The organism is Flagellimonas sp. S3867 (assembly GCF_014698935.1).
GTDB lineage: Bacteria > Bacteroidota > Bacteroidia > Flavobacteriales > Flavobacteriaceae > Flagellimonas.
In genome coordinates, this window is the sequence record NZ_JACVMN010000001.1 from 875,625 (window position 1) to 900,789 (window position 25,165).

Consider the following 25,165-nt stretch of genomic DNA (forward strand, 5'->3'; position numbering starts at 1 on the left):
GTTAATATTTTAACAATTTTTGTATTTTACGTGCGAACCTTAACACAAACATAACTATATGAAAGAAAAGACTACTACCCCACAAACCCAATCATTACCTATATTACTTTCCTTCTTCCTAACACTGCTTTTGGTTTCATTTTCCCATGCGCAAAGCGAATATGAATTGCCAGCGCCCATCAGTCAACTAACTGTAAACGAAAATGGAGAAATTGCTTGTAACATCCATACAAATGATGCTGCTGCCGTAGGTCACCACCAAATGGGAAGTGCCAAAGCTGGACTTAAGATGAATGGAGTTCTGAAAACAGCTTCAACCTCTAAAAAAGCACCAAGTGGCGCAACAATTTTTGTTGATTATTTCAACTTTGACCCTAGTTTTCCCGATGCGGATTTTATAATTGCAGCAACTGCATTTCAATCAGCGGTGGATGCATGGGCAGCCAGCTTATCATCTGATGTGCCAATTTTTGTGGCTGCGGTTTTTCAGCCTTTGGGCCCAGGTGTTTTAGGATCTGCAGGTCCTACCAGCGTTTTTGCAAATTCTCCAGGATTGGAGCGTAGCACTTGGTACGGAAATGCACTTGCAGATAAATTGAGCGGAGAAGATCTTTCTCCGGCCAGTTATGACATCATTGCACGCTTTAGCACAGTTTTCCCAAACTGGTATTACGGAACAGATGGGAATACGCCTGCTGGAGATTTTGATTTTAAAACAGTTGTATTGCATGAGCTTGGTCACGGACTTGGTTTCTTTGGCTCTATGTTTGTTGACAATGCTAGCGGTATTGGCGACTATGGCTTTGGGATTCCAGATCCAATTTTCCCAGCAATCTACGATCGTTTGGCAAATTCTTCAGATGGTAAGTCCATCTTAAAAGAAAACAGGTATGGTAATTTCACCACAGCGTTGGGAGATGTATTGTTATCCGGTCCACTAACCGCTAAAGGACCTAGAATCAAAAAAGCGACCCAAGGTAAAGGTGCCCAATTGTTTACCATTCTTGATTCAGAAATTTTTGGTGATATCCCAGGCTTGACCGACGTTTGGTTGCCAGGATCAAGTTACTCACATCTAGATTTTGCAACCTATGCCGGTGGTCCGAATGGACTAATGGTTCCTTTCTTGTCAAGAGGACTTTCATACGCAAGTCCTGACAATATTGTGCTTTCAATTTTTGATGACATGGGATGGAACGGTAAAGTAAACCGGGAAGTTATGGAGGATAGAAGCAACGACGGAAATGGTGGGGACGACCCATTGGCAGGAGCCCAAAATGTAGTTTCACTTTATCCAAATCCATTCATTAGCAATGTCAATATTACACTGGCTGAAGGGAGATCAATTAAGAAAGCCTCCATCTCGGATTTTTCTGGAAGTCAATATTCCGTTCCGAAAGGAAAAATAAGAGGCGGAACAAACGCTACTATAGATCTTTCAAATTTTAGGGGCAGGTCAGGGTTATATATTTTACAGTTGACTTATGACGACAATACCTCCGAAGTAGTCAAAATTTATAAGCAGTAACTCAAATAAACTAGCTGTTTGAGAAATGCCGGGCAATTTGCTCGGCATTTTTTATGTGCTGATTACAAACTCGACCAACTCTTGTAATTCTTCAGCTAAAGTCGATTCTGGGAACGGTCTACCTGCCTGCCTATACCAATATCTTGCATTCCAGTCATCGCCTTCCTTTCGGTGCAAATAGGCATGAATCCAACAGCCTATTGAGTTGTGGATATCTTGAGCTATATCATGCGAAGTATGCCAATTGCCTTTGGCATCCCACCACAAAGATTGTAGAACCAGCGGCCATTTAGATGGTGGTTTTGACAAACTCAAAGTTTCCAGGAAAGCTATAAAGTCTTTGGGCATCATCTTACAAAGTTATGGACGAAGCCACGTATCCGGACTCAGATAGAACATTTTTTTCCAACCTTGAACGGCCTCTGAATCCTTTAAATGTACATAAGGAAATGGTGTGGTAATAGCATAATGCAAATGAGCTGGTTTTCCCTGGGCATTTCCAGTATTGCCAACTGTCCCTAAAGTCGAACCTCTTTTTACAGGTTTTAATGGAAAGGATTGGATTTCATCCAAATGCGCATAATAATGAAATCGCCATTTTGGTCCCAAGACCATAATGGACTTCCCCCCTTTCCCTCCTTCATGTGTATACACTACTATTCCATTTGTTGAGGCAATTACAGGAGTGCCTTTATCGGCAAAAATGTCAACTCCTTTGTGGGTTATCGAGCTCCCCCAGGGATAGGCCCAAAACGATTTTTCGTCCCAACTGCTCGTAGTAGCTCCCTTAACGGGAATGACCATATTTTGGGGGCATAGAAATCCAAGCAGTAATACTAGAATTGGCAACCAAAACCATTTCTTGAAATATCTGTATCGTACCAAAAAAGCAAAGCTTGTCAGTAGAAAATACCAAAAACGCCTTGTGGTGTTGGTGATCATGAATCCAGTTTGGATAAAAAATCCTGTTCCGATATAATGGGAACACCCAAATTCTCCGCTTTGGTCTTTTTACTGGGTCCCATTTTATCACCAGCTACCAAAAAACTGGTTTTAGACGATATGGACGAAGCTACCTTGCCCCCATTATCCTCTATCAATTTCTTTAATTCCGTTCGTCCAAGAGATTCAAACACTCCTGAAACCACAAAAGTCTGCCCTTTTAACGTGTCGGACTGATTTTCCAACTGTGCTTCGGAAAGTGAAAATTGTAATCCATATGATTTGAGTCGTTCTACAATTTCTACATTAGTTGGGTTGTCAAAAAATTGTATTACACTTTCGGCAATCCGTTCTCCAATTTCATCCACCGCCACCAATTCTTCCTGTGAAGCAACCATCAAAGCATCGATATTTTTATAGGCCTTGGCCAATTTTTTGGCCACGGTTTCACCTACATATCGAATTCCCAATGCAAAAAGCACTCTTTCAAATGGAACGGTCTTAGAAGCCTCTACTCCATTGACCAAATTCTCCGCAGATTTTTCAGCCATTCGCTCCAAAGGCATTACCTGTTCTTTGGTTAGGGTGTATAGATCCGCATAATTGGCAATCAAACCTTCCTTGAACAATAACTCTACGGTTTCTCCGCCCAAACCTTCAATATCCATGGCTTTGCGGGATATAAAATGTTGAATGCGTCCTGTGATTTGGGTTGGACAACCAGTATCATTCGGACAAAAATGTTGTGCTTCACCTTCTTTTCGAATCAATTCAGTAGCACATTCTGGGCAAAGCTCGATATATTTTGTTGGGTTCGAAGCCGTCGGTCGTTTTGTGAAATCAACTGCAATGATTTTCGGAATAATTTCCCCTCCTTTTTCAACAAAAACGGTATCACCTTCTCTAATATCCAACTTTTCAATCTGATCGGCATTGTGCAATGAAGCTCTCTTAACCGTAGTGCCTGCCAGCAACACGGGTTCAAGGTTTGCCACAGGAGTTATGGCTCCGGTTCTTCCTACTTGATACGTAATTTCATTTAAAACGGTTGACACCTGCTCAGCTTTAAATTTATAGGCCATGGCCCAACGTGGTGCTTTGGCCGTGTACCCCAACTCTTCTTGATATCTGAGACTGTTCACTTTTATGACCACTCCGTCGGTTTCATAGGGTAATTCATGTCGATGAACATCCCAATGCTCTACAAATTGCATTACTTCATCCGTAGTTTTACAAAGTTCTGCCACTTGGGGCACCTTGAATCCCCATGAGTGTGTCTTTTTCAAAACTTCAAACTGGGAAGTAATTTCCAGGTTCTTTCCAACGACACTATATAACAAACATTCCAATGGGCGCTCTGCGACCAAGGCACTGTCTTGCAATTTCAAGCTTCCAGAGGCCGTGTTTCGTGGATTCATATACGGCTCTTCACCGTTGGCAATTCGTTCTTGATTCATTTTGCCAAATCCTTCCAACGTCAGAATGATTTCCCCTCGAATATCAAATTTGGGCGGGTACTCTCCTTGCAATTGTAAAGGCACTGATTTTATGGTTTTGATGTTTATGGTAACATCATCGCCTTGGTAGCCATCACCCCGGGTAACCGCTCTCACCAGCTTTCCATCTTCATACGTGAGGCTAATGGATGCCCCGTCATATTTTAATTCGCAGGTGAATTCGACAGGGACATCACCCAAAATTCGCTGGATTCTTTTCTCCCAATCCTCCAAATCGTCCTTGGAATAGGAATTATCCAAGGAATACATACGGTGTTCATGTTGAATCGTCTCAAAGTTTTTGGTAACAGTTCCCCCCACCCGAAGGGTCGGTGATGCAGCGTCATAAAATTCAGGATGCTCTTCTTCCAGTTTTTGAAGCTCTTTGAGCTTTATATCGAAGTCATAATCCGAAATCGTGGGCTTGTCCAGCACGTAATAATTATGGTTGTGCAATCTGAGCTCATCCCGAAGGGATGTGATTTTTTCTTGGATGGTCATGGTCTTTTACTTGTTTTTTACTCAGAGTTTTAAATCACCCCTCAAGGGTGCAATTCCTTTAAGCATTCTATCGTTTCCAAAAAGATCTTTGCGCAGTTCAATTTCCAAAAAATTATGCGCTTCTAAAAGTGTTTTTGTCTGATTGCCCAAATATTGGTTGATTTCAAAAAACAAACTTCCATTGGTTTTCAGATGTTCCAAGGCAAATTTTGTTATGCTTTCAAAAAATACCAATGCATTATCATCAGGAACAAAAAGTGCCAAATTAGGTTCATGGTCCACCACATTGTTATTCATTTTGTTCTTTTCCTTTTCACGCACGTAGGGCGGATTGGATACAATAACGTCGAATTCAAGTTCAGCTTTAAACCTGAGTTCTGGGTTAAGAATATTTTTTTGATGGAATGTGATATCAACTCCATTTAAAATTGCATTTTGTTGGGCCACCTCCAAAGCTTTTGCAGATACATCCAGTGCATGTACCTTCGCATTTGGCAAGTTTTTGGCCAAAGCGATGGCAATGCAACCGCTACCCGTTCCTATGTCCAAAATTGTTAAATCTGGAGTATTTAGCGCTTCTCGACTCCGCTCGAACTGACAATGCTCTACAATCCACTGCACCAACTCCTCGGTTTCTGGTCTTGGGATAAGTACATTTTCGTCCACATGAAATTCCAAATCCATAAAATGGGTTGTACTCAATATATATTGAATGGGCTTTTGTTGTTTCAGTTGGGTCAACGTTTCAAAGAGTGGTTGTTCTTCAACTTTGGTGAGGTTTAAATTGGGTTGCAGCGCCAAAACAAAGCGTTCTAGGTTAAGATAACGTTCTATGGTCAAGTAAAAAAAAGTATCAACCTCTTCTACCGGGTAGATTCCGTCCAGTTCTTTATGAAAAATGGTCTTGATCTCTTGTAACAGCACCCTAAAGTTTTTTAATCATCCATACGGGGCAAGCATAGTGTCCTGTATCGCCCATTCTGGTTTCCAAATATTCAAAGCCATTTTTATTGTAGAGTTTTTGTGCAGTTTTCATATAGGGCATGGTTTCCAAATAACATTGGTCGAACCCAAATTCCTTTGCTTTTTCTATGCAAACGGAAATGAGTTTTGACCCAAGGCCCATTCCTCTTGCCTTGGAAGACACATACATTTTTTGAAGTTCGCAAATATTGCCTTCATAATTATCCAACTGCGCTATACCGGCACATCCAATAATCTGATTCCCGTCTTTGGCGATATAATATATCGCTCTCGGAATATTGTAAGTTTCATGCATGTCGTCCAGCGCTTTATCAGCATAAGCGGATCCAACTTTGGGCACCCCCATTTCCAACAAAACTTCACGAATCAACACTGCAACTTGTTCATTGTCCCCAGGGGTTATTTCCCGAATAACAACATCACTCATATTGTATTTTATTATCCTATTTTTGTTGGGTGAAGATACATGAAAAATACATGTTTCGGTGTATTCAATTGGGCAAAAAAGGACTCGGAAGTACTGCACCAAATCCCATGGTTGGAAGTGTAATTGTGTATCAGGACAAGGTAATTGGCGAAGGTTTCACGAGTCCCTACGGAGGTAACCATGCCGAGGTCAATGCCATAGCAAACGTTGCAGATAAATCCCTGCTTTGCAAATCAACATTATATGTAACATTGGAACCGTGCAGCCATTACGGTAAAACACCGCCCTGCGCTGATTTGATTACCGAACACCAAATTCCTAAAGTGATCATTGGACTTAAGGACCCTCATATTAAAGTTGCTGGTAAGGGAATTGAAAAATTAGAAGCTACAGGTTGCAATGTGAGTGTGGGAATCCTTGAAAAGGAATGCCGAAGGCATCATCGGCGATTTTTGGCTTATCACGAGAAAAATTGTCCTTATATAATTCTGAAATGGGCAGAAACTAAAGATGGTTTTATAGCTCCGGATAAATCAAAAAGAAAAAACAATCCTCAGCCTTTTTGGATTACAAACACATATTCCAAGCAATTGGTACACCAGTGGCGAAGCCAGGAACAGGCCATTTTGGTCGGAACCAGCACGGTTTTGGAAGACAACCCTAAATTGACCACTAGAAACTGGGAGGGCAACCAGCCAGTTCGTGTGATTTTGGATAATGGCTTGAGAATTCCAAAAGAATTTCATGTGCTGGACAAAAGTGTAAAAACTATTGTTCTTACAGGAACACAGGAGAAATCGAAATACCTGGATGGCATTGATTATGAGGTAATTGATTTCTCGAAACCATTGGCTTATCAAATTTGCGAGGTATTGCACAAACATTCCATTATCAGTTTGTTGGTGGAAGGTGGTTCACAAACACTTCAAACCTTTATTGAAGAAAACCTGTGGGACGAAGCCAGGGTATTTAAAGGGCCCTCTACTTTTGGAAATGGGATTCCCTCTCCAGAGTTTTCAGCAAAATTAATGGAAAACATTACAATTTTATCGGACACTTTATCAACTTATACGAATGATTAAAAACATTATTTTTGATTTTGGGGACATCTTTATCGACTTGGACAAACCAGCAACTGCGAAGGCCATGGAAAAATTTGGTTTTGAGCACCTTACCCCAGAACTCGACACCATATTTAAAGAATATGAAAAAGGAGTGATCAGTTCACCTCTGTTTCTAGAAAAGGTTTCCGGCTATTTTCCTAAAGCCGGTAAGAATGAACTAATCGAGGCCTGGAATGCTATACTAAAAGATTTTCCCGACACTCGATTAGAGTTTGTGGAAGAATTGGCCAAGGAGGATAGTTATCGTCTATTTCTATTGAGCAACACCAATGACATACATATCGAATATGTAAAAGAAGATATGGGAAGTGAAAAATTCAACCGCTTTAAAAATTCCTTCGAAACGTTTCATCTGAGTTATGAAATGGGTATGCGAAAACCGGATGTAGAAATTTTTGAATTTGTATTGAAAGCCGATAATCTTATAGCTTCCGAAACTTTGTTTATTGATGATTCCAAAGAAAATACAGATGCGGCTTCGAGCATAGGAATCAACGTTTGGAACCTTCAGGTTGGCCAAGAAGATATAACCCAATTAAAGTCCCGCTTATAAATGATCTACTTAGTTTTAAGTGTCCTGTGCACCAGTTTCCTATTTGTGATATTCAAACTATTTGATGTTTACAAAGTACAGACCTTGTACGCCATTGTGGTTAACTATGTTGTTGCCTGCACCGTTGGGATATTACTTTCGGAAACTGATTTCGATTTTGGGGACATGATTCAAAGGTCATGGTTTTTTGGAGCCATTGCTTTGGGAATCTTTTTTATTCTGGTTTTCAATTTAATGGCGAAAACAGCTCAGGTAGCTGGGGTTTCTGTTGCTTCGGTAGCCACAAAGATGTCATTGGTAATACCGGTGGTGCTCGGAGTTGTTCTTTATCAAGAAAAATTGTCCGGTTTTCAGATTGCCGGTATCTTTCTAGCGCTTGCAGCAGTTTATTTTGCTTCAATGAAGGATGGAGGTATGGAAATTTCCAAAAAATCCTTAGTCTTGCCTTTGTTGGTTTTCCTGGGGTCTGGAATCATCGACGCTAGCATAAAATATTTTGAAACAGAACATTTGGAACCAGAGGAAGTTTCCATTTTTTCTGCCATGCTTTTTGGTTTTGCGGCCATATCAGGATTTTGTTTTGTTGGAATTAAGGCGGTTAAAAAACCTTTAAAGGTAAATTTCAAAAATGTTGTGGCTGGTATCTTTTTGGGTGTTCCCAATTATTTTTCGATTTTCTTCTTGCTACGCGCCCTTCAAGATGGCGGATTGGATAGCGCTGCAATATTTACGTTGAACAATGTGGCCATTGTGATGCTCACCACACTTTTAGGCATTGTTTTATTCAAAGAAAAGATGAACCCAAAAAATTGGGGTGGAATTGCGCTGGCTGTAATAAGTATTGTACTTGTAGCGCTATTTTGATGAAAGAGGATGTTTACAAAACACTTTTGGGACCTTCCCCAGAAATACTGTTCAAGGATAGGAAAAGTAAATTTTACGGGTATGCTTTTCCTATTTCCGATGAAGGTGAGGTGAAATCCATCATAGAATCTTTACAAAAAAAACACCATACCGCAAATCATGTCTGTTATGCCTGGCAGTTGGGTGAAAAGCACATTACTTATCGAGCCAACGATGATGGTGAGCCCAATAATTCGGCAGGAATGCCCATTTATGGGCAAATTCAATCTTTTGGGGTCACAAATGTGCTTGTGGCAGTCGCACGAATCTTCGGGGGCACTAAATTAGGGGTTGGCGGATTGATTCAAGCATATCGCGAGGCAGCTCAAATGGCACTTGAGGGTGCTTCCATTATTGAAAAAACTATTGAAAGTCATTTTACCATTCTCTTCAATTACCCAGAAATGGATAAAGTGATGAGGGTCGTCAAACGGAGAGGAATCACCATAGTTTCACAAAAAATGGAACTAAAATGCGAATTAACAATTTCGGTCCGCGAAAGTGAAGCAGAACAAACCAATCAACTTTTTGAAGAGATGCAACATATAGATATTAAAAAGAGCGATTAAGGGTGTACGTATTAAAATTCATGTACAAATCTAAGTTCAAGCTCTAACTATAAGTTCAACTAAAATTTGAAGGTCAATCAAAATCCAATTTTTCTAAGATATAATCTGGGCATTTTATGGGCTTATTGGTTTTCCTATCCATGAACGCTAAAACGGTGTTTGCCGTGGCCAACAACTCATTTGATTCATTATATATTTTGTAATCAAATTCAATCTTAACCAACGGGGCTTTTTTAATTGCGGTCTCTACTGTAAGTAGGTCGTCAAACAGTGCGGATTTTTTATAATGAATTTGTAAGGAAATTACAGGGAGTATGATTCCATTTTCCTCCATCTCTCTATAAGAGGTTCCAATGGTTCTTAACCACTCTATCCTCCCCATTTCCAAATATTGTGCGTAATTGCCGTGGTGTACCACACCCATCTGGTCAGTTTCAACATATCTAACTCGAAAAGAAAAAGAATTTTGGCGCATATATTTGTTGAAAAATTATATATTTAATGTCCTTGGTTATCCTTAAGGAAACATGCGAAAAAAAAACAGAATATTCAACCCTTAAATCATTTTTTTTTTCAAAGATTTGTTCACATATTTGTCGCAGTTAAAAAGCATCTGATTCCCCTCAGAAGTTTGAACCAAAAGCTTAAAGCTAACCAACAAAACTAAGGAAAGACTTTTATGAGTGTTACTGCTAATTCCGTGTGGAACAACTGTTTGGCTTTTATCCAGGATAATATCCAACCGCAGGCATTCAAAACTTGGTTTGAGCCTATTAAGCCTATCAAGTTAACGGACAAAGCGCTAAGCATACAAGTCCCCAGTAAATTTTTCTACGAGTGGCTCGAAGAGCATTATGTAAAGCTCTTAAAAGTTGCCTTGACCAAAGAGTTGGGTAAGAGCGCCAAACTCATCTATATCATAAAGATGGAAAACAAGTACGGTAATAAGGAGCCGTTCACAGAACAAATTCCAAGTTCGAACCGTACAGCAGTTGGTCCACAAGAATTGGATGTGCCAATCACCTCTAAAAGTCCCGAGCTTAAAAACCCGTTCGTCATTCCTGGCATTCGAAATATAAAGATTGAGTCCCAACTGAATCCCAGTTACAATTTTGAAAATTTCTTGGAGGGCGATTCCAATCGTTTGGCCCGTTCGGCAGGTATGGCCGTAGCCAACAAACCCGGAGGAACCTCTTTCAACCCTTTATTGGTTTTTGGAGGTGTAGGACTGGGTAAAACACATTTGGCACATGCCATTGGGGTTGAGATCAAGGATAAATATCCAGAAAAGACGGTGCTTTATATTTCTGCAGAGAAATTCACCCAACAATATATTGAATCGGTAAAAAAGAACACTCGCAACGATTTTATTCATTTTTACCAGCTTATCGACGTACTCCTTATTGATGACGTTCAATTTTTATCCGGAAAATCAGGAACGCAAGATGTGTTCTTCCACATATTTAACCATTTACACCAAAATGGAAAGCAGGTAATCCTTACATCGGATAAGGCCCCTGTAGATATGCAGGATATTGAACAACGTTTATTATCCCGTTTTAAATGGGGGTTGTCCGCAGAATTGCAAAGTCCTGATTACGAAACAAGGGTTTCCATCCTAAAGAACAAACTGTATAGGGATGGGGTCGAAATGCCAGAGGATATCATTGATCATGTGGCTAAAAATATAAAAACGAATATCCGAGAGCTGGAAGGAGCCATTATTTCGTTGATTGCGCAATCCTCTTTCAACAAACGTGAGGTTACCTTGGAGTTGGCCCAACAAGTGGTCGAAAAATTTGTCAAGAACACCAAAAGAGAGGTTTCCATCGATTACATCCAAAAAGTGGTCTCTGACTATTTTGAAATGGATGTGGCCACTTTACAGTCCAAAACCAGAAAAAGACATATCGTTCAAGCTCGTCAGCTGGCCATGTTCTTTGCCAAAAAATTTACTAAAGCCTCTTTGGCCAGCATAGGTTCGCAAATTGGAAAACGTGACCATGCAACGGTGCTACATGCCTGCAAAACAGTAGACAACCTTGCGGAAACTGACAAACAGTTCAGAAAGTATATTGAAGACCTGAGCAAAAAATTCTCCTAATTTTACTTCATGAAAACCAAAGTTTTGATGGTCTGCCTTGGTAACATATGCAGATCACCTTTGGCAGAAGGCATTTTGAAATCCAAAGTTGGGTCCAAAATGGTTTTTGTGGATTCAGCCGGCACTGCAGGTTATCATGTGGGCAATCCACCAGATCAACGTTCCATTGCAATTGCTCAAAAATATGGGCTTGATATTAGCACCCAGAAATGTCGGAGATTTTCCGAAGTCGATTTTCAGGAGTTTGATTATATCTATGCCATGGACAGAAGTAACTTTTCCAATATTATTAAGTTGGCCAACAGTAAGGAGGACGAAAAAAAAGTGAAGCTTTTGCTGGACGAAGTGGATTTGGGTATAAACGAGGTACCCGACCCCTATTATGGCGGCACAGATGGATTTGAAAAAGTATATGAAATGGTCGACCTTGCATGTGATGCGATTGCCAAAAAGCTTGAATTGAATGGAAGAGGTTAAACCAAGTCTTGTTTCGGGAAAGGTATATTTAATACCAACCACGTTGGGTGATAATGCCCCACTGGAGGTATTACCGATTTCCATTAAAAGGGCCATTGAGAACATTGACCATTATATTGTGGAAAATGAAAAAACAGCACGTAGGTTTATTAAAAGAATAAGCCCCAGTAAAGCACAGCCAAGTCTACAAATCGAAACCTTGAACAAATTTACCGATCCGGCAATAATACCCACCTATTTGGACCCCTGTATACATGGGCATAACATTGGTATACTTTCCGAAGCTGGCTGCCCCGGAATTGCAGATCCCGGTGCAGCAGTGGTAAAAGTGGCCCATGAAAAGAGGATACAGGTTGTTCCTTTAATCGGTCCTTCTTCCATTTTAATGGCCATGATGTCTAGTGGAATGAACGGGCAGAATTTTGCCTTTAATGGTTACCTTCCCATTGATGCCAGCGAACGAAAAGCGATGATCAAAAATTTGGAAAGGCTCTCAAAAGAAAAGGGCCAATCCCAAATATTTATGGAAACCCCATATCGAAACGACAAATTGCTCAAAGAACTTACCCGAACCTTGCATAAAAGCACTCGTCTCTGTATTGCTTCGGATATTACACTTCCAACTGAATTTATTCAGACTAAAATTGTGCATGAGTGGAAAGAACTTGAAATAGACCTGAACAAAAGGCCTACAATTTTTATCATTCAGGCATAAAAAAAAGCCCAGAATAAATTCTGGGCCTCTATCCAAATCGCAAATACTTATTTAAACTTTAGCGTTTCTTTTTTGTTGAATGGTTGAAATATCAAATCCAGCAAACTTTCGCATATAATATGAAATACTGGTTCCATAGGCATCAGCTACATTATTCTTTCCGTAGGAACGCAGATACTTTTTAACGTTACCAGCCCCTGCTAAATGCGCAGCAGCCAAAATACCGGATTCTGTGATGACCACACCTCTAATCCTCTTACCATTAAAGCGCTTGATGTCTCGTCGTAATATCCACTTATTTCGTGCAATATTGGTCTCGAATGTTCTTTCTTGAAGTTTGGGGTCGTTCAAGAAAGAGTTGGCATCGTAAACGCCCATTAGATTTAAGGTACCCAATCCAAATTGGTATTTTCCAAGGTAACCTAATGTGTTAACCACACTGTACCTTCCTTGCGATTCTTTAAACGCAAGAGCTTCTTTAAAACCATTGTACGCATTACCTAAGTAGGGAGGGTTGACCAAAGTGTTTTCCGTAGCAATCGAATCCTGAAGTACGGAAACCTCATCATTGGTCACAGCTTTTAACGAATCTGGAATCCTAAGATTCACCTGCTTCGTTGCAGTGTAAGAACCAAAGCTGGTTAAAATTACAATCATGGCAAGATGCAAAATAAAGCTTATCCATCTTTTCATAACTCAAATTTTTAATGTCTCATTGCCGAAAACAATGAAATTAAATTTGGCCGGCAAATATAGGGGGAGACATTAGATTAACAAGTTCAAAGCTCCTAAGATTTTCTTAAATATGGTTCGAATTACGTTAAATCGCTGAAAATTAACGGCAAAAGGTACTATCTGTAGACTTTTTTAGCATTGAGCCATTTGATGTATTGCACTTTATTTCGGTTATGCTGCGCTAGGGTTTTTGCGAAAATATGGTATCCAAAGTTGGAAACATCGGCTACAAAATAGAGGTAATCGTGCTTTTCTGGGTTTAAAACAGCCTCAATGGATGAAATGTCAGGCATGGTTATGGGACCAGGGGGCACACCTGCATATTTATAGGTATTATATGGGGATTCCATTTCCAAATCTCGGTATAATACTCGTTTAATGATCGTATCGTAGTTGCCGGTTTCCTTTTTAATGGCAAAAATGACCGTTGGGTCCGCTTGCAAAGGTATTCTCTGCTTAACGCGATTCAGGTACACACCTGCAACTCTTGGTTTTTCGTCTGCCTTTGCGGTTTCTTTTTGTACAACTGCTGCTAAGGACATGACCTCAGCAGGTGACATATTTAGTTGTTTGGCTTTTTCCAATCTATTTTCATTCCAATACCTTTTATATTCTTTTAGCATTCTATCCCTAAAATCCTGAGCATTGGTGTTCCAGAAAAATTCGTAGGTGTTTGGCAGGTACATGCATAATTTAGTGTCATCGTCAAATCCAGATGTTTTCAAAAATGCATCATCGCTGAATGCTTTGAGCAATGAAATACTATCGGCTTCAATTTGCAGGGAAATTCTTCCCGCCAAGGTCTCCAATCGTTCTTGGTTGTTGAATGAAACTTTTATTGGAATATTTTGGCTGCGAAGGGTATTGATGATTTCATTATTGTTCATTCCCTTTGTTATGGCATATTTGCCAGCTTTTATATTGTTGGAATATCCCTTCCGGTCAGCCACGGATTCAAAAGTTAAGACGTCCTTCAATAAAGGTTCAAGACTTTTTTTTACGTCTGCCATCGACGCATCCGAAGTTATATATATGTAGGCTTCGTCATTACCAAACTGGGTATTGGGACTAAAAATGGCGCTGTAAATTTGATATACTATAAATCCACAAATCAAAAGCCCTAAAATGGCTACGGCCCAAAGTATTTTCTTAAGATACATTTGAATTAAATTTTTGGAACATTATTTCGTTCTTGAATCCTTTGTTTGTCCGAATCCATTCTTTTTTAAGACCAATTTTTTCAAACCCCAATTTTTCGAATAGATGGATGCTTCCCGTGTTTTCCTCCATAATATTGGCATATAATTGGTGAAGGTCAAGGATGGTGAAAGCATAATTGCAAAGCAATGAAAGTGCTTCGGCTCCCCTTCCCTTGTTTCTGTCTTCAGGTTTTGCAATAACGATTCCGATTCCGGCCCTTTTATTTTTTGGGTCAAAATCAAACAGATCAATTAGGCCAATACAATTATCCTTTAGATCAGAAATGCATAACCGAAGTTGTTTTACATCGTAAATATCCCTGTGGGCATTCTCTAGATAAAGTCGGAGTACTTTTTTCGAGTACGGTTTAAGCGTTCCGCTGATTTCCCAAATGGAGGTGTCGTTTTCAAGTTGATATAGAAATTCAAGGTCCTTGGGTTCCAAAGCCCTCAAATAAACTTGTTTCCCTTTTAAATCTAACATGCTACTTCACCTTTATACACTTGTTTGGCCGGCCCTTTCAGAAAAATGTTGGTATACGAACCATTTTGTTGTTCAAAACTCACAGATAAATTCCCTCCTGGCATATTAATTTTTATGGTTCGGGATTTTGTCTTTCCGATTTTATGCATGGCTATGGCCACTGCTGTAACACCTGTACCGCATGAAAGGGTCTCATCCTCCACACCTCGCTCATAGGTTCTGGTATTAAAGGAATTATCATCGACTTGTGACACAAAGTTGATATTGCTTCCAGACTTTCCATACATTCCATATCTAAGCTTGGCACCTACCGTCTTCACGTCCACTTCATCCAAATTTTCAACTAGCTGCACATGATGGGGTGATCCAGTATCTAAAAAGGTATAGGTTGGTTTTTCCTTTACTTCTTCAACATTTCCCATTTTCAGGTTCACCTCATCTCCATCAATTGTGGCAAAATGCAATCCATCAATGGCATTGAATGTTGTTTCCTTGCCGATCATGCCTAAATAATAGGCAAAAGCGACAGCACACCTGCCTCCATTTCCGCAAAGGCTTTGACTTGCATCAGAATTATAATAAATCATATTAAAATCTGACTTTTCGTCATTTTCAATCAGAATAAGTCCATCTGCCCCTATGCCAAATCTTCTGTCACAGAGTTTTGTGATCAATTCGGTATCGTTTTTGGGAAAAATGTGTTGGCGGTTGTCTATAATGACAAAATCGTTGCCCGTTCCCTGATATTTGAAAAAATGCAGTACCATAATTGCTTACAAAGGAACAAATATAGGGTATTCTTTAAGGAAAATTTTGTAGTTAAAACCGAGTTAAACCGACCAAGAAAAAAGCGAATTCATTTAATTTTGTTGAATCAGGATGTTAAATTATTATTGAAATATGAAGAAAATAGCCAGTTTGTTCCTTGTATCGTTGTTTGCGGGGGCAATAACATTAGGAGCCTATAAATTATTTTTTGAAAAAGATACTTATGTAGTGGAGGGCATAGCCCGAGAAACCCCATTCTTAAGAACAAGTAATACAACTACCTCCGCCAAAGGGGCCGGAATAAATGAAGTTGACTTTACCATTGCGGCCGAAAAGACCGTGAATGCTGTGGTGCATGTGAAAAATCTAAGCACAAGTAAAAGTAACGGTAGCCTTGCCGATTTCTTTTATGGTTTTGAAAAAAAGCAAACACCTCAGATTGGAACAGGGTCTGGAGTTATCATCTCACCTGATGGATATATTGTCACCAACAATCATGTGATTGCCAATGCAAGTCAACTAGAAGTTTCTTTGAACAACAAAAAAACATATAAAGCCGAAGTCATTGGTGCGGATGCCGAATCGGATATTGCACTTTTAAAAATTGATGTGGACAAACCACTTCCTTACCTAGCCTTTGGTGATTCAGATAATTCTAGAGTTGGAGAATGGGTATTGGCTGTTGGAAACCCCTTTAGCCTTACCTCTACCGTAACTGCTGGAATTGTAAGTGCAAAAGCAAGATCTCTGACCTTGGGCCAACAATCCTTTATTCAAACTGATGCTGCCGTAAATCCCGGTAACAGTGGTGGAGCACTGGTAAACACCAATGGTGATTTGATCGGAATCAATACAGCAATTACATCCCAAACAGGTTCTTACGTAGGATATTCGTTCGCGGTTCCCAGCAACATTGCTAAAAAAGTGGTTGAGGATATCATGGAGTTTGGTAATGTACAACGTGGATTATTGGGTATTAGAGGCGGTGATTTAAATCCGCAAAGTGCAACAGAACTTGGATTGGAAGAAATTGAAGGAGTCTATATTTCTCAAATTACTGAGGAATCGGGAGCTGAAGCTGCAGGATTGGAAGAAGGAGATGTAATTAAGAGAGTAGATGACATAAATGTCCGCAAGTTTTCAGAATTGACCGGGTATTTACGCTCCAAACGTCCCGGTGATGTTATCGACGTTACGGTTGAAAGGGAAGGCAAAAAATTGACGCGAAAGGTAACGTTAAGAAAGGACCAGACCATAATTCTTCCCGCCACGGGGTTTACCGTAAAAAATCTGTCCGACAAGGACAAAAGGACATTTGGAACAAAAAAAGGTGTGAAAATCATTGACGTTCCCCAAGGTTACGAAAGATATGGTCTTGAAAATAAAATTATAATTGCTGTGGGTGATAATGACATCGATGACATTGATGATGCCAAGGAACATTTTGGAGAAATATCAAAATACGGGCGAACAAGTTTTACTATGATCAATGAAAAAGGAGAAAAAGAACGACTGATTCTTCAATAAATAGCAAAAAAATGAACTAAAAAAGGGCGTCCAGCATCGGGCGCCCTTTTTATTTGAAATTTCTTTTACGAAAACGTTTGAAATATCTAATTTTGCCGAAAATTTATAGGACACCTTCAACCAAAATCCATGAGTGATATTAAGTCTTACGAAAAGGAACTTGCATTCCAAGCCGATAGAAGAAAAGCTACCACAGAATTCATTAAAATTATCAGCGATCTTTGGTACGACAGAGCCATAGAGGTTGTGCTTTTCAAAAATCAAATCATTGACAAAAATGTGAGTGACATTATCAATCTGCATGAATATGCTGGCGAGTTTGTTCAAAAGCCAATTTCCATTTTTGATTCCGTGGAGATTTTAAGGGCCATAAACGATATTAATCTTCCGCCCGCTAAGTTGGATATTGGTAAGCTTACCTACGAATATCATTCCGATGACAACAATCATTTAAATGTGAAGTCATTTGTAGTGGAAAAATTAAAAGATGCCCATGCTTCCCAAGAAATAAAACCAAAAGATGTGGTTCTTTATGGATTTGGCCGAATTGGTCGATTGGTTGCTCGCGAACTAATGGCAAAAACCGGCAGGGGAAGCCAATTAAGATTGAGAGCTATTGTGGTAAGAGGTGAAATTAATGAGGAAATCCTTGAAAAGCGCGCAGCCTTATTAAAAACCGATTCCGTACACGGACAATTTTTGGGCACGGTAGATATTGATGTGGAAAATGAAGCACTCATTGTAAACGGAACCACAGTGAAATTTATCGTTGCTGATAAGCCAGAGTCCATAGATTACACAAAATATGGCATTTACAACGCCCTGATTATAGACAACACGGGAGCATTTAGAGATAAAGCAGCTTTGTCAAGACATTTGGAAGCGAAAGGAGCAAGTAAAGTGTTACTAACCGCTCCGGGAAAAGAAGTTCCTAATATTGTGCATGGAGTAAACCAGAATGAGTTTAATCCAGATAAAACCAAAATCTATTCGGCTGCCTCGTGCACAACGAATGCCATTACTCCTGTTTTAAAGGTAATCGAAGATTCTTTGGGAATTAAAAAAGGGCACTTAGAAACTATTCACGCCTATACCAATGACCAAAATTTGGTGGACAATATGCACAAAAAGTACCGGAGAGGTCGTGCCGCTGCCCTAAATATGGTTATCACAGAAACCGGGGCAGGAGCTGCCGTAGCCAAGGCACTTCCCGCTCTAAAAGGAAAATTGACCTCCAATGCGATCAGGGTTCCTGTACCAAATGGCTCTTTAGCGATTTTACATCTCGAAGTAAAAAACAAAACTTCCAAAGAAAGTATCAATACCATTATAAAGAAGTATGCACTCGAAGGTGACTTGGTGGAACAGATAAAATATTCGCTGAGCAATGAATTGGTTTCCTCCGATATTGTTGGTGCCTCTGCCCCATCTATTTATGACAGCAAGGCCACTTTGGTCTCTTCAGATGGAAAAAGTATCGTTCTATATATATGGTACGATAATGAATATGGATATTCCCACCAAGTAATTAGACTAGCGAAGTATATTGCCAAGGTAAGAAGGTATACCTATTATTAGAATTAAATTTCTGGGTGCAGGAGTCGAGTATTCATGATTTTCTTTTGATTTTTAGTTTATTGGCGTAATTTCGCCCTACCCTTAATCAAAATAAAACACGCTTTGACCATGAAATGTTTACGAATTCTTTTTACCCTTACCCTATTAACCACTTTTTGCACCATAACCGCTCAACAGCAAGATACCCAAGCCGCCAAGGACGAAACCCTAGTGGGCCAATTTAAAGAATTGGAGCGGAAATCAGGAAACTATAGGGCCAACGGCATTCGGTATGAAGTTGTTAAGGTAGGTGACCTCTATAGAATCAAGGGAAACATTTTCGATTCCATAAACACAGCAAATGCCACCATAAAAGATTTATCAGCTACAATCACCAGTAACAAGGCCGAGATTGAAGACCTTAACTCCAAATTACAGGAAACCACAAATAATTTGAACAACGTTACCGAAGAAAAAGACAGTATGTCCTTCTTTGGGGCTTTAGTAAGCAAAGGAACCTATAAGCTTATACTATGGTCCATTATTTTTGGTTTGTTGTTGTTCTTGATATTATTTGTTTATAAGTACAGAAACAGCAATTATCTTACCCACCAAGCCAAGACAGCCTTGGCTGATCTTGAAAAAGAATATGAGCAACACCGTAGACGTGCTTTAGAAAGGGAGCAAAAAATCAGTCGTCAATTACAAGACGAACTGAACAGGCAAAAAAACAAGTGATATTTTAACTTCATTAGAGTTTTACCTTTCACATCGTGCTTCACGGTTGATGGAGCATCACCGACCGAATAATTACCTTTACATATGGAAATCAGAAGAGCTTCCTTGCAAGACCTTGAACTAATTGTTCCCCTTTTTGATGCTTACAGGGTATTTTATGAGCAAAAATCCGATTTGGAGGCCGCCCGGATATTCTTAAAAAAACGATTTTCTAAGGACGAAACAGTGATTTTTTTGGCATTGGATAAAGGAAAACCTATTGGCTTCACACAACTGTACATGACCTTTTCATCCGTGTCTCTGCAGCCTTTTTTTATTTTGAATGACCTTTTTGTAGCTCCCGAGGCAAGAAAACTAGGTGTTGGTGAAGCTTTGTTGAACAGTGCAAAAGAGCATTGCAAACAAATGGGATATAAAGGTCTTGCCCTGGAAACAGGTGTGGATAATCCAGCCCAAAAGCTATATGAACGATTAGGCTGGGAAAAAGATGAAGCATATCTTCACTATTTTTGGTCGAACACTTAAGTGCTTTTCTAAACAATTTCATCCATGCGGATAGACATTATTACCGTTTTGCCCGAACTTTTAAAGAGTCCTTTCGAGGCATCCATACTTAAACGTGCCATAGAAAAGGGATTGGTTGAAATTCATTTTCATAATTTGAGGGATTATTCCAAAGGAAACTACAAACAGGTAGATGATTATCAATTTGGAGGTGGGGCCGGAATGGTACTCATGGTAGAGCCCATTGACAAGTGCATCACACAACTCAAAAAGGAAAGAGACTATGATGAGGTCATTTATATGACCCCAGATGGAGATACATTAAATCAAGCTGCCGCCAATGAAATCTCACTCAAAAAAAACCTGATCATTCTTTGCGGTCATTATAAAGGTGTAGATCAACGCGTAAGAGATTTATTTGTAACTCGTGAAATTTCCATCGGTGATTATGTGCTCTCAGGAGGTGAACTTGCTGCTGCAGTGCTATGCGATTCCATCATACGGCTGCTGCCAGGCGTTTTGAATGATGAAACCTCTGCCCTGACGGATACATTTCAAGACAATTTGTTGGCTCCCCCGGTCTATACTCGACCTTCTAACTATAAAGGAATGGAAGTCCCCGAAATTTTATTGAGTGGTGACTTTCCAAAAATTGAACAATGGCGGGAAGAACAAGCCTTGGAGCGGACCACCAAAAAAAGACCTGATTTATTACGTTGATTATGGATTACAATGATTCAATTTATTATGCCATCGGCAGTTTACTATACGGAATTACCAATCTGTTGATTATTATAGCATGTATTGTATTTGTAGTAAAACACAAAAGCATAGCGACAGTTTTAATGTTGATAGGAAGCATTTCAATCCTTCTTTTTTCCATATTCAACATGGTTTGGACACAGTTCGCAGCAAGAGATAGCAGCGAATCACTTTTACAAGTAACCAAACTAATGAGCATTATAGGGCCCTTACCTAATACCCTCTTTGCTATTGGTCTTCTTTTGTTTGGGGTTACGTATCTAAAAAAACAACGGAAGAACTAAGCCTGTTTCAAAAAACGAAGAAACACCTTGTCAATTCTAAATATTGCACTATTTTTGCAATCTCAAAATTAACCTCTGACGAAATCCGTGAAAGTTAATCTTGTTAAAACTTAAAAAATCAATATAATGGAATCTCTAGTAAAATTTGTCGAAGACGAATTTGTTCCAAAAAAAGACTTCCCACAATTTTCATCTGGTGATACGATTACTGTTTACTATGAAATTAAGGAAGGAGAAAAAACAAGAACACAGTTCTTCAAAGGAGTAGTTATACAACGAAGAGGAACTGGGGCAACCGAGACCTTTACCATTCGTAAAATGTCCGGTACCGTAGGTGTGGAAAGAATTTTTCCGGTCAATATGCCTGCACTTCAACGCATTGAAGTAAACAAGCAGGGTAAAGTACGTAGATCAAGAATCTTCTACTTTAGAGGACTTACAGGTAAGAAAGCCCGTATAAAAGAGATTAGAGGATAATACATCCCTTCTTATCGAAACAACTAAGCACCTTTGTACAGGGTGCTTTTTTTATGAACAATTGTTAATAACCATAGTTCATATCATGTTGATTTTTAATCCCTTACAAAATTTGGAAATCTGGGAGTTTATTATAATTTAGTCAAAGAAATATGAAGGAGATTATATCAAATTTATGTTTTTAATTTAAAGTTGACGTTCTTTAAACTAATGACTCCCTTTTTAATTGGTAACACTACTAATCACAAAAGGAATTTCGAACTCAGGGAAACCTCGGTGAAACTGAAGAAGAAATAATGAATTTTATGTGCGGACGGGAGAGCAATTTTCCGTTTTGATAAAATTCAGGAACCCATTAGACACTTTGCAAGATGTTGTTTAGTTGAAAAATTAAGGACATAGTGTTGAGTAAACGTTAAAGGGGCAACGGACGCAATCAATGGTTGCGATTTTGTGGCAACACAAAATGAAGTCTTATAGCCCTTTTCAGAAAGCCATATCAATGTGCAAACATAGATATGGCTTTTGTTTTTTGGTGTTTCCTCAAAAAACCATCCCTATTTTTAGCAAAATCCCCTAGCTTCACAACAGCCATAAATCGTATATTTGCTCCGCTCTAAAAAAACACCTTAATGGCTAAGATTTTTTACACGAAGACCGATGAGGCTCCCGCCTTGGCAACACTTTCCTTTTTGCCCATTGTAAAAGCATTTACCAACACTGCCAACATTGCGATTGAAACTAAAGATATTTCGCTTGCGGCAAGAATCATGGCGGTTTTCCCAGAATTTTTGGAAAAAGAACAACAAGCAACCGATGATTTGGCACTTCTTGGTGAATTGGCCAAAACTCCAGAAGCCAATATCATCAAATTACCCAATATAAGTGCCTCAATCCCTCAGTTAAAAGAAGCCATTGAAGAGTTACAACAAAAAGGGTTCAAATTGCCCGATTATCCGGATGAGCCCAAAAACGACGATGAAAAATCCATCAAGTCTAAATACGACAAAATAAAAGGAAGCGCAGTTAATCCAGTCCTACGCGAAGGAAATTCCGATAGAAGAGCACCGAAGGCCATTAAAAATTACGCAAAGAAGAATCCGCACACCATGGGAGCCTGGGCTTCAGATTCCAAAACACATGTGGCCACCATGTCCGAAGGAGATTTTAGAAGCAATGAACTGTCAACTACAGTAGAAAATGCTGATAACATTCGCATTGAACTGGTTGATTCAGAAGGAAACACAACTATATTAAAGGACAAAGTTGCTCTTCAAAAAGATGAGATCATCGATGCCACGGTAATGAGCAAAAAAGCTTTGGTGAACTTCCTTGAGGATGAAATGGCTAATGCAAAAGAACAAAACCTTCTGCTTTCACTGCACTTTAAGGCCACAATGATGAAGGTCTCCGACCCCATCATCTTCGGCCATGCCCTAAAAACATATTTCTCAGATTTGTTCGATGTCTATGGAGAAACATTTGAAAAGTTGGGAATCAATGCCAACGATGGATTGGAAAGTCTGTTCGATAAACTAGAAGAACTTCCCAGTGGTGAACAAGAGAAGATAAAGAAAGCTATCACCGATGGTATAGCCAATGGGCCAGATTTGGCCATGGTAAACTCTGACAAGGGCATTACCAACCTTCATGTTCCCAGCGACATAATCATTGATGCTTCAATGCCCGCCATGATCAGGAATTCGGGTAAAATGTGGGACAAGAATGGAGCGCTTCAAGATACTAAAGCAGTTATTCCTGATAGCAGTTATGCCGGAATATACCAAGCAACCATCGATTTTTGTAAAGAACACGGAGCTTTTGACCCTACCACCATGGGAACAGTGCCCAACGTAGGTCTAATGGCTCAAAAAGCTGAAGAATACGGTTCGCACGACAAAACTTTTGAGATTCCACAAGCGGGAAGTGTACGAATAGTAAGCAATAGTTCAAACCAAACCCTTTTACAGCACAATGTTGAAGAAGGTGACATTTGGAGAATGTGTCAAGTAAAAGATGCACCAATCCAAGACTGGGTAAAATTAGCCGTGTCAAGAGCAAGGGCCACTGACATTCCTGCTATTTTTTGGTTAAATGAAGAACGTGCTCATGACAGAGAATTGATTACCAAGGTTACAGAATATCTGAAAGATCATGATACCGACGGATTGGATATTCGTATCCTTTCCCCAATCGAAGCAACCAAGTTTACGCTGGAACGTATAAAGCAGGGCAAAGACACCATCTCAGTTTCTGGAAATGTACTTCGCGATTATCTAACCGATTTATTTCCAATTCTTGAAGTAGGTACTAGTGCAAAAATGTTGTCCATAGTTCCTTTGATGAATGGTGGAGGCCTTTTTGAAACAGGAGCCGGAGGTTCCGCTCCAAAGCATGTAGAGCAGTTTTTGGAAGAAGGCCACCTTCGGTGGGATTCGTTGGGAGAATTCTTGGCCCTAGGAGTGTCTTTGGAACATTACGGTGAAAAAAATCAAAACCAAAAAGCCTCGGTTTTGGCCGATGCATTGGATATGGCCACAGAAAAATTCTTGGACAATGATAAATCCCCTTCGAGAAAAGTAAATGAGTTGGACACACGTGGAAGCCACTTTTATCTAGCAATGTACTGGGCCGAACACCTGGCAAATCAAGATACTGATGCTTCGCTCAAATCCATTTTTCAAAAAGTGTTTGATGCTTTAAGTGTAAATGAAGCGCAAATCTCCAAAGAACTTATTGAAGCACAGGGGAAAGCTGTTGATATTGGCGGTTACTATTTGCCCGATAGTGCAAAAGCTTCCGGAGCAATGCGTCCAAGTGCAACCTTGAACGAAATTTTAGCATCCATAGCTTAATACAATCCACCTTAAGAAACTGTTAAACTTTGTGTTTATTGAAATGTTGATTGTCTATTTTAGACTTTCATAGTTCAATTACACTTGTTTTGAGGTACGCTTTGCTTTTGATTCTATCCCTATGGCTAAATGCCAGTTGCGAAGATGCCATTAGTTTAGACCTACCAACTTCTGATTCCAGATTGGTGATAGACGCTTTGTTGGGATATAACGAGAATAATGGCAATCCCATTATCTCAGGAAGTGTAAAACTCACGCTCACCGCTCCGTTTCTGGCTGAAGAAGTTCCCCCGGCATTAAATGGGAGTGTGACCATAATTGATGAAGAAACCGGCCAATCATATGATCTTACAGAAAGTCAACCAGGCATTTTCGGCATCAATTTCCCTGAATTTGAATTCAATAGAGATTATACCTTAATGGTATCACATAAAAACCAAGTCTATACGGCAACCCAACAAATGTATCACTCCCCGACAATTGACGATGTAACACAAGGCGATGGTTTTTTGTTTGAAGAAGACGAGACCGAGGTCGTGGTTAGTTTCACCGATATTCCAGGAGAACAAAACCATTATCTGTTCTCGTTTGGGTTCAGTAATTTTTTGGTGGTCGATGACGAGTTTTTTCAGGATGCCCAATTAACTTTCTCTTATTTCTACGAAGATGTTGTGCCTGGAGATTTGCTCTCCATTACCATTTTCGGAATTGACAAAGATTTTGCCAATTATGCGAACCTTGCTTTGGTTCAATCCGGTGAGGACACCGGAGATGGTCCATTTTCAGTACCACCAGCCAACATTCGCGGAAATATAATTAATACCACAAATCACAATAATGCCCCATTCGGTTATTTTGCCATTAGCGAGTTTGATACAAAATTACTTACTGTGGAATAAGCGTCTGAACTACAATTTTTATTTGTCCGACCCAATGCGTAACTTTCAGGAAA

At 39.6% G+C, this 25,165-nt stretch carries 26 protein-coding genes; 16 read left to right on the forward strand and 10 right to left on the reverse strand.

All coding sequences use genetic code 11. The features are described from left to right. The first annotated feature begins 58 nt into the window (after window positions 1-58). Entirely contained in the window at window positions 59-1,528 is a 1,470-nt protein-coding gene (locus IAG46_RS03910) for a T9SS type A sorting domain-containing protein (protein WP_190809007.1), read from the forward strand. A 51-nt stretch (window positions 1,529-1,579) separates the two neighbouring features. Here the strand turns inward: IAG46_RS03910 and IAG46_RS03915 are convergent, their stop codons facing one another. Genes IAG46_RS03915 through IAG46_RS03935 form a run of 5 tightly spaced genes read right to left on the reverse strand, consistent with a single transcriptional unit; the run spans window position 1,580 to window position 5,878 of the window. Next, a complete protein-coding gene (locus tag IAG46_RS03915; protein WP_190809008.1) occupies window positions 1,580-1,879 on the reverse strand; it encodes a hypothetical protein in 300 nt (99 codons plus the stop codon). A gap of 9 nt (window positions 1,880-1,888) precedes the next feature. Continuing rightward, a complete protein-coding gene (locus IAG46_RS03920; RefSeq protein ID WP_190809009.1) occupies window positions 1,889-2,470 on the reverse strand; it encodes a M23 family metallopeptidase in 582 nt (193 codons plus the stop codon). Beyond that, window positions 2,467-4,467: an NAD-dependent DNA ligase LigA gene (gene ligA, locus IAG46_RS03925; RefSeq protein WP_190809010.1), complete on the reverse strand. Its 2,001-nt coding sequence runs from the start codon at window positions 4,465-4,467 to the stop codon at window positions 2,467-2,469. The genes IAG46_RS03920 and ligA overlap by 4 nt, the downstream gene beginning before the upstream one ends. Before the next feature lie 21 nt (window positions 4,468-4,488). Beyond that, a complete protein-coding gene (gene prmC / locus IAG46_RS03930; RefSeq protein ID WP_190809011.1) occupies window positions 4,489-5,391 on the reverse strand; it encodes a peptide chain release factor N(5)-glutamine methyltransferase in 903 nt (300 codons plus the stop codon). Window position 5,392: 1 nt separating this feature from the next. Beyond that, window positions 5,393-5,878, reverse strand: a complete 486-nt coding sequence (locus IAG46_RS03935; RefSeq protein ID WP_190809012.1) for a GNAT family N-acetyltransferase — start codon at window positions 5,876-5,878, stop codon at window positions 5,393-5,395. Between the two features lie 29 nt (window positions 5,879-5,907). On the opposite strand from IAG46_RS03935, the gene ribD reads away from it, so the two are divergent. Genes ribD through IAG46_RS03955 form a run of 4 tightly spaced genes read left to right on the forward strand, consistent with a single transcriptional unit; the run spans window position 5,908 to window position 9,027 of the window. After that, window positions 5,908-6,960 carry a bifunctional diaminohydroxyphosphoribosylaminopyrimidine deaminase/5-amino-6-(5-phosphoribosylamino)uracil reductase RibD gene (gene ribD / locus IAG46_RS03940; RefSeq protein ID WP_190809013.1) on the forward strand — a complete coding sequence of 351 codons (1,053 nt, stop codon included), beginning with the start codon at window positions 5,908-5,910 and terminating at the stop codon, window positions 6,958-6,960. Beyond that, window positions 6,953-7,555 (forward strand): HAD family phosphatase, encoded by a 603-nt coding sequence (locus tag IAG46_RS03945; RefSeq protein WP_190809014.1) that lies wholly within the window; start codon window positions 6,953-6,955, stop codon window positions 7,553-7,555. Before ribD ends, IAG46_RS03945 begins: the two co-directional genes overlap by 8 nt. After that, window positions 7,556-8,419, forward strand: a complete 864-nt coding sequence (locus IAG46_RS03950) for an EamA family transporter (RefSeq protein ID WP_190809015.1) — start codon at window positions 7,556-7,558, stop codon at window positions 8,417-8,419. Further along, window positions 8,419-9,027: a YigZ family protein gene (locus IAG46_RS03955; protein ID WP_190809016.1), complete on the forward strand. Its 609-nt coding sequence runs from the start codon at window positions 8,419-8,421 to the stop codon at window positions 9,025-9,027. The genes IAG46_RS03950 and IAG46_RS03955 overlap by 1 nt, the downstream gene beginning before the upstream one ends. A 73-nt stretch (window positions 9,028-9,100) precedes the next feature. Here IAG46_RS03955 and IAG46_RS03960 read toward each other — a convergent pair whose 3' ends face one another. Next, window positions 9,101-9,502, reverse strand: coding sequence for a thioesterase family protein (locus IAG46_RS03960; protein WP_190809017.1), 402 nt, complete (start codon window positions 9,500-9,502; stop codon window positions 9,101-9,103). Window positions 9,503-9,706: 204 nt separating this feature from the next. Here IAG46_RS03960 and dnaA point away from each other — a divergent pair, with 204 nt between their 5' ends. The 3 genes from dnaA to IAG46_RS03975 are packed head-to-tail and all read left to right on the forward strand — an operon-like array spanning window position 9,707 to window position 12,323. Continuing rightward, on the forward strand, window positions 9,707-11,131 hold the full coding sequence (gene dnaA, locus IAG46_RS03965; protein WP_190809018.1) for a chromosomal replication initiator protein DnaA: 1,425 nt from the start codon (window positions 9,707-9,709) through the stop codon (window positions 11,129-11,131). Window positions 11,132-11,140: 9 nt separating this feature from the next. After that, window positions 11,141-11,608 carry a low molecular weight protein-tyrosine-phosphatase gene (locus IAG46_RS03970; RefSeq protein ID WP_190809019.1) on the forward strand — a complete coding sequence of 156 codons (468 nt, stop codon included), beginning with the start codon at window positions 11,141-11,143 and terminating at the stop codon, window positions 11,606-11,608. Further along, on the forward strand, window positions 11,595-12,323 hold the full coding sequence (locus IAG46_RS03975) for an SAM-dependent methyltransferase (protein ID WP_190809020.1): 729 nt from the start codon (window positions 11,595-11,597) through the stop codon (window positions 12,321-12,323). Before IAG46_RS03970 ends, IAG46_RS03975 begins: the two co-directional genes overlap by 14 nt. A gap of 51 nt (window positions 12,324-12,374) precedes the next feature. On the opposite strand, the gene IAG46_RS03980 is transcribed toward IAG46_RS03975, so the two are convergent. The 4 genes from IAG46_RS03980 to dapF form a co-directional block, all read right to left on the reverse strand. After that, window positions 12,375-13,016 carry a hypothetical protein gene (locus IAG46_RS03980; protein ID WP_190809021.1) on the reverse strand — a complete coding sequence of 214 codons (642 nt, stop codon included), beginning with the start codon at window positions 13,014-13,016 and terminating at the stop codon, window positions 12,375-12,377. A gap of 158 nt (window positions 13,017-13,174) precedes the next feature. Beyond that, on the reverse strand, window positions 13,175-14,218 hold the full coding sequence (mltG, locus tag IAG46_RS03985; protein ID WP_190809022.1) for an endolytic transglycosylase MltG: 1,044 nt from the start codon (window positions 14,216-14,218) through the stop codon (window positions 13,175-13,177). After that, window positions 14,208-14,741 (reverse strand): GNAT family N-acetyltransferase, encoded by a 534-nt coding sequence (locus IAG46_RS03990; protein WP_190809023.1) that lies wholly within the window; start codon window positions 14,739-14,741, stop codon window positions 14,208-14,210. Before IAG46_RS03990 ends, mltG begins: the two co-directional genes overlap by 11 nt. Beyond that, the gene (dapF, locus tag IAG46_RS03995; protein WP_190809024.1) at window positions 14,735-15,508 is read right to left on the reverse strand and encodes a diaminopimelate epimerase; all 774 of its coding nucleotides are present in this window, start codon (window positions 15,506-15,508) and stop codon (window positions 14,735-14,737) included. Before dapF ends, IAG46_RS03990 begins: the two co-directional genes overlap by 7 nt. A gap of 133 nt (window positions 15,509-15,641) precedes the next feature. Here dapF and IAG46_RS04000 point away from each other — a divergent pair, with 133 nt between their 5' ends. The 8 genes from IAG46_RS04000 to IAG46_RS04040 all read left to right on the forward strand — a co-directional run bounded on the left by IAG46_RS04000 (window position 15,642) and on the right by IAG46_RS04040 (window position 25,112). After that, window positions 15,642-17,036, forward strand: a complete 1,395-nt coding sequence (locus IAG46_RS04000) for a S1C family serine protease (protein WP_190809025.1) — start codon at window positions 15,642-15,644, stop codon at window positions 17,034-17,036. 129 nt (window positions 17,037-17,165) lie between these two features. Continuing rightward, window positions 17,166-18,614, forward strand: coding sequence for a glyceraldehyde-3-phosphate dehydrogenase (locus tag IAG46_RS04005; protein WP_190809026.1), 1,449 nt, complete (start codon window positions 17,166-17,168; stop codon window positions 18,612-18,614). 108 nt (window positions 18,615-18,722) lie between these two features. Continuing rightward, window positions 18,723-19,331 carry a tRNA (guanine-N1)-methyltransferase gene (locus tag IAG46_RS04010; protein ID WP_190809027.1) on the forward strand — a complete coding sequence of 203 codons (609 nt, stop codon included), beginning with the start codon at window positions 18,723-18,725 and terminating at the stop codon, window positions 19,329-19,331. Between the two features lie 84 nt (window positions 19,332-19,415). Then, a complete protein-coding gene (locus IAG46_RS04015) occupies window positions 19,416-19,856 on the forward strand; it encodes a GNAT family N-acetyltransferase (protein WP_190809028.1) in 441 nt (146 codons plus the stop codon). A gap of 24 nt (window positions 19,857-19,880) precedes the next feature. Beyond that, window positions 19,881-20,555 (forward strand): tRNA (guanosine(37)-N1)-methyltransferase TrmD, encoded by a 675-nt coding sequence (gene trmD, locus IAG46_RS04020; RefSeq protein ID WP_190809029.1) that lies wholly within the window; start codon window positions 19,881-19,883, stop codon window positions 20,553-20,555. A gap of 452 nt (window positions 20,556-21,007) precedes the next feature. Beyond that, window positions 21,008-21,358: a 50S ribosomal protein L19 gene (rplS, locus tag IAG46_RS04030; RefSeq protein ID WP_190809031.1), complete on the forward strand. Its 351-nt coding sequence runs from the start codon at window positions 21,008-21,010 to the stop codon at window positions 21,356-21,358. A 632-nt stretch (window positions 21,359-21,990) separates the two neighbouring features. Beyond that, complete coding sequence (locus tag IAG46_RS04035) at window positions 21,991-24,213, forward strand: NADP-dependent isocitrate dehydrogenase (RefSeq protein ID WP_190809032.1); 2,223 nt, start codon at window positions 21,991-21,993, stop codon at window positions 24,211-24,213. Window positions 24,214-24,302: 89 nt separating this feature from the next. Beyond that, a complete protein-coding gene (locus IAG46_RS04040; RefSeq protein WP_190809033.1) occupies window positions 24,303-25,112 on the forward strand; it encodes a DUF4249 family protein in 810 nt (269 codons plus the stop codon). The last annotated feature ends 53 nt before the right edge of the window (window positions 25,113-25,165 follow it).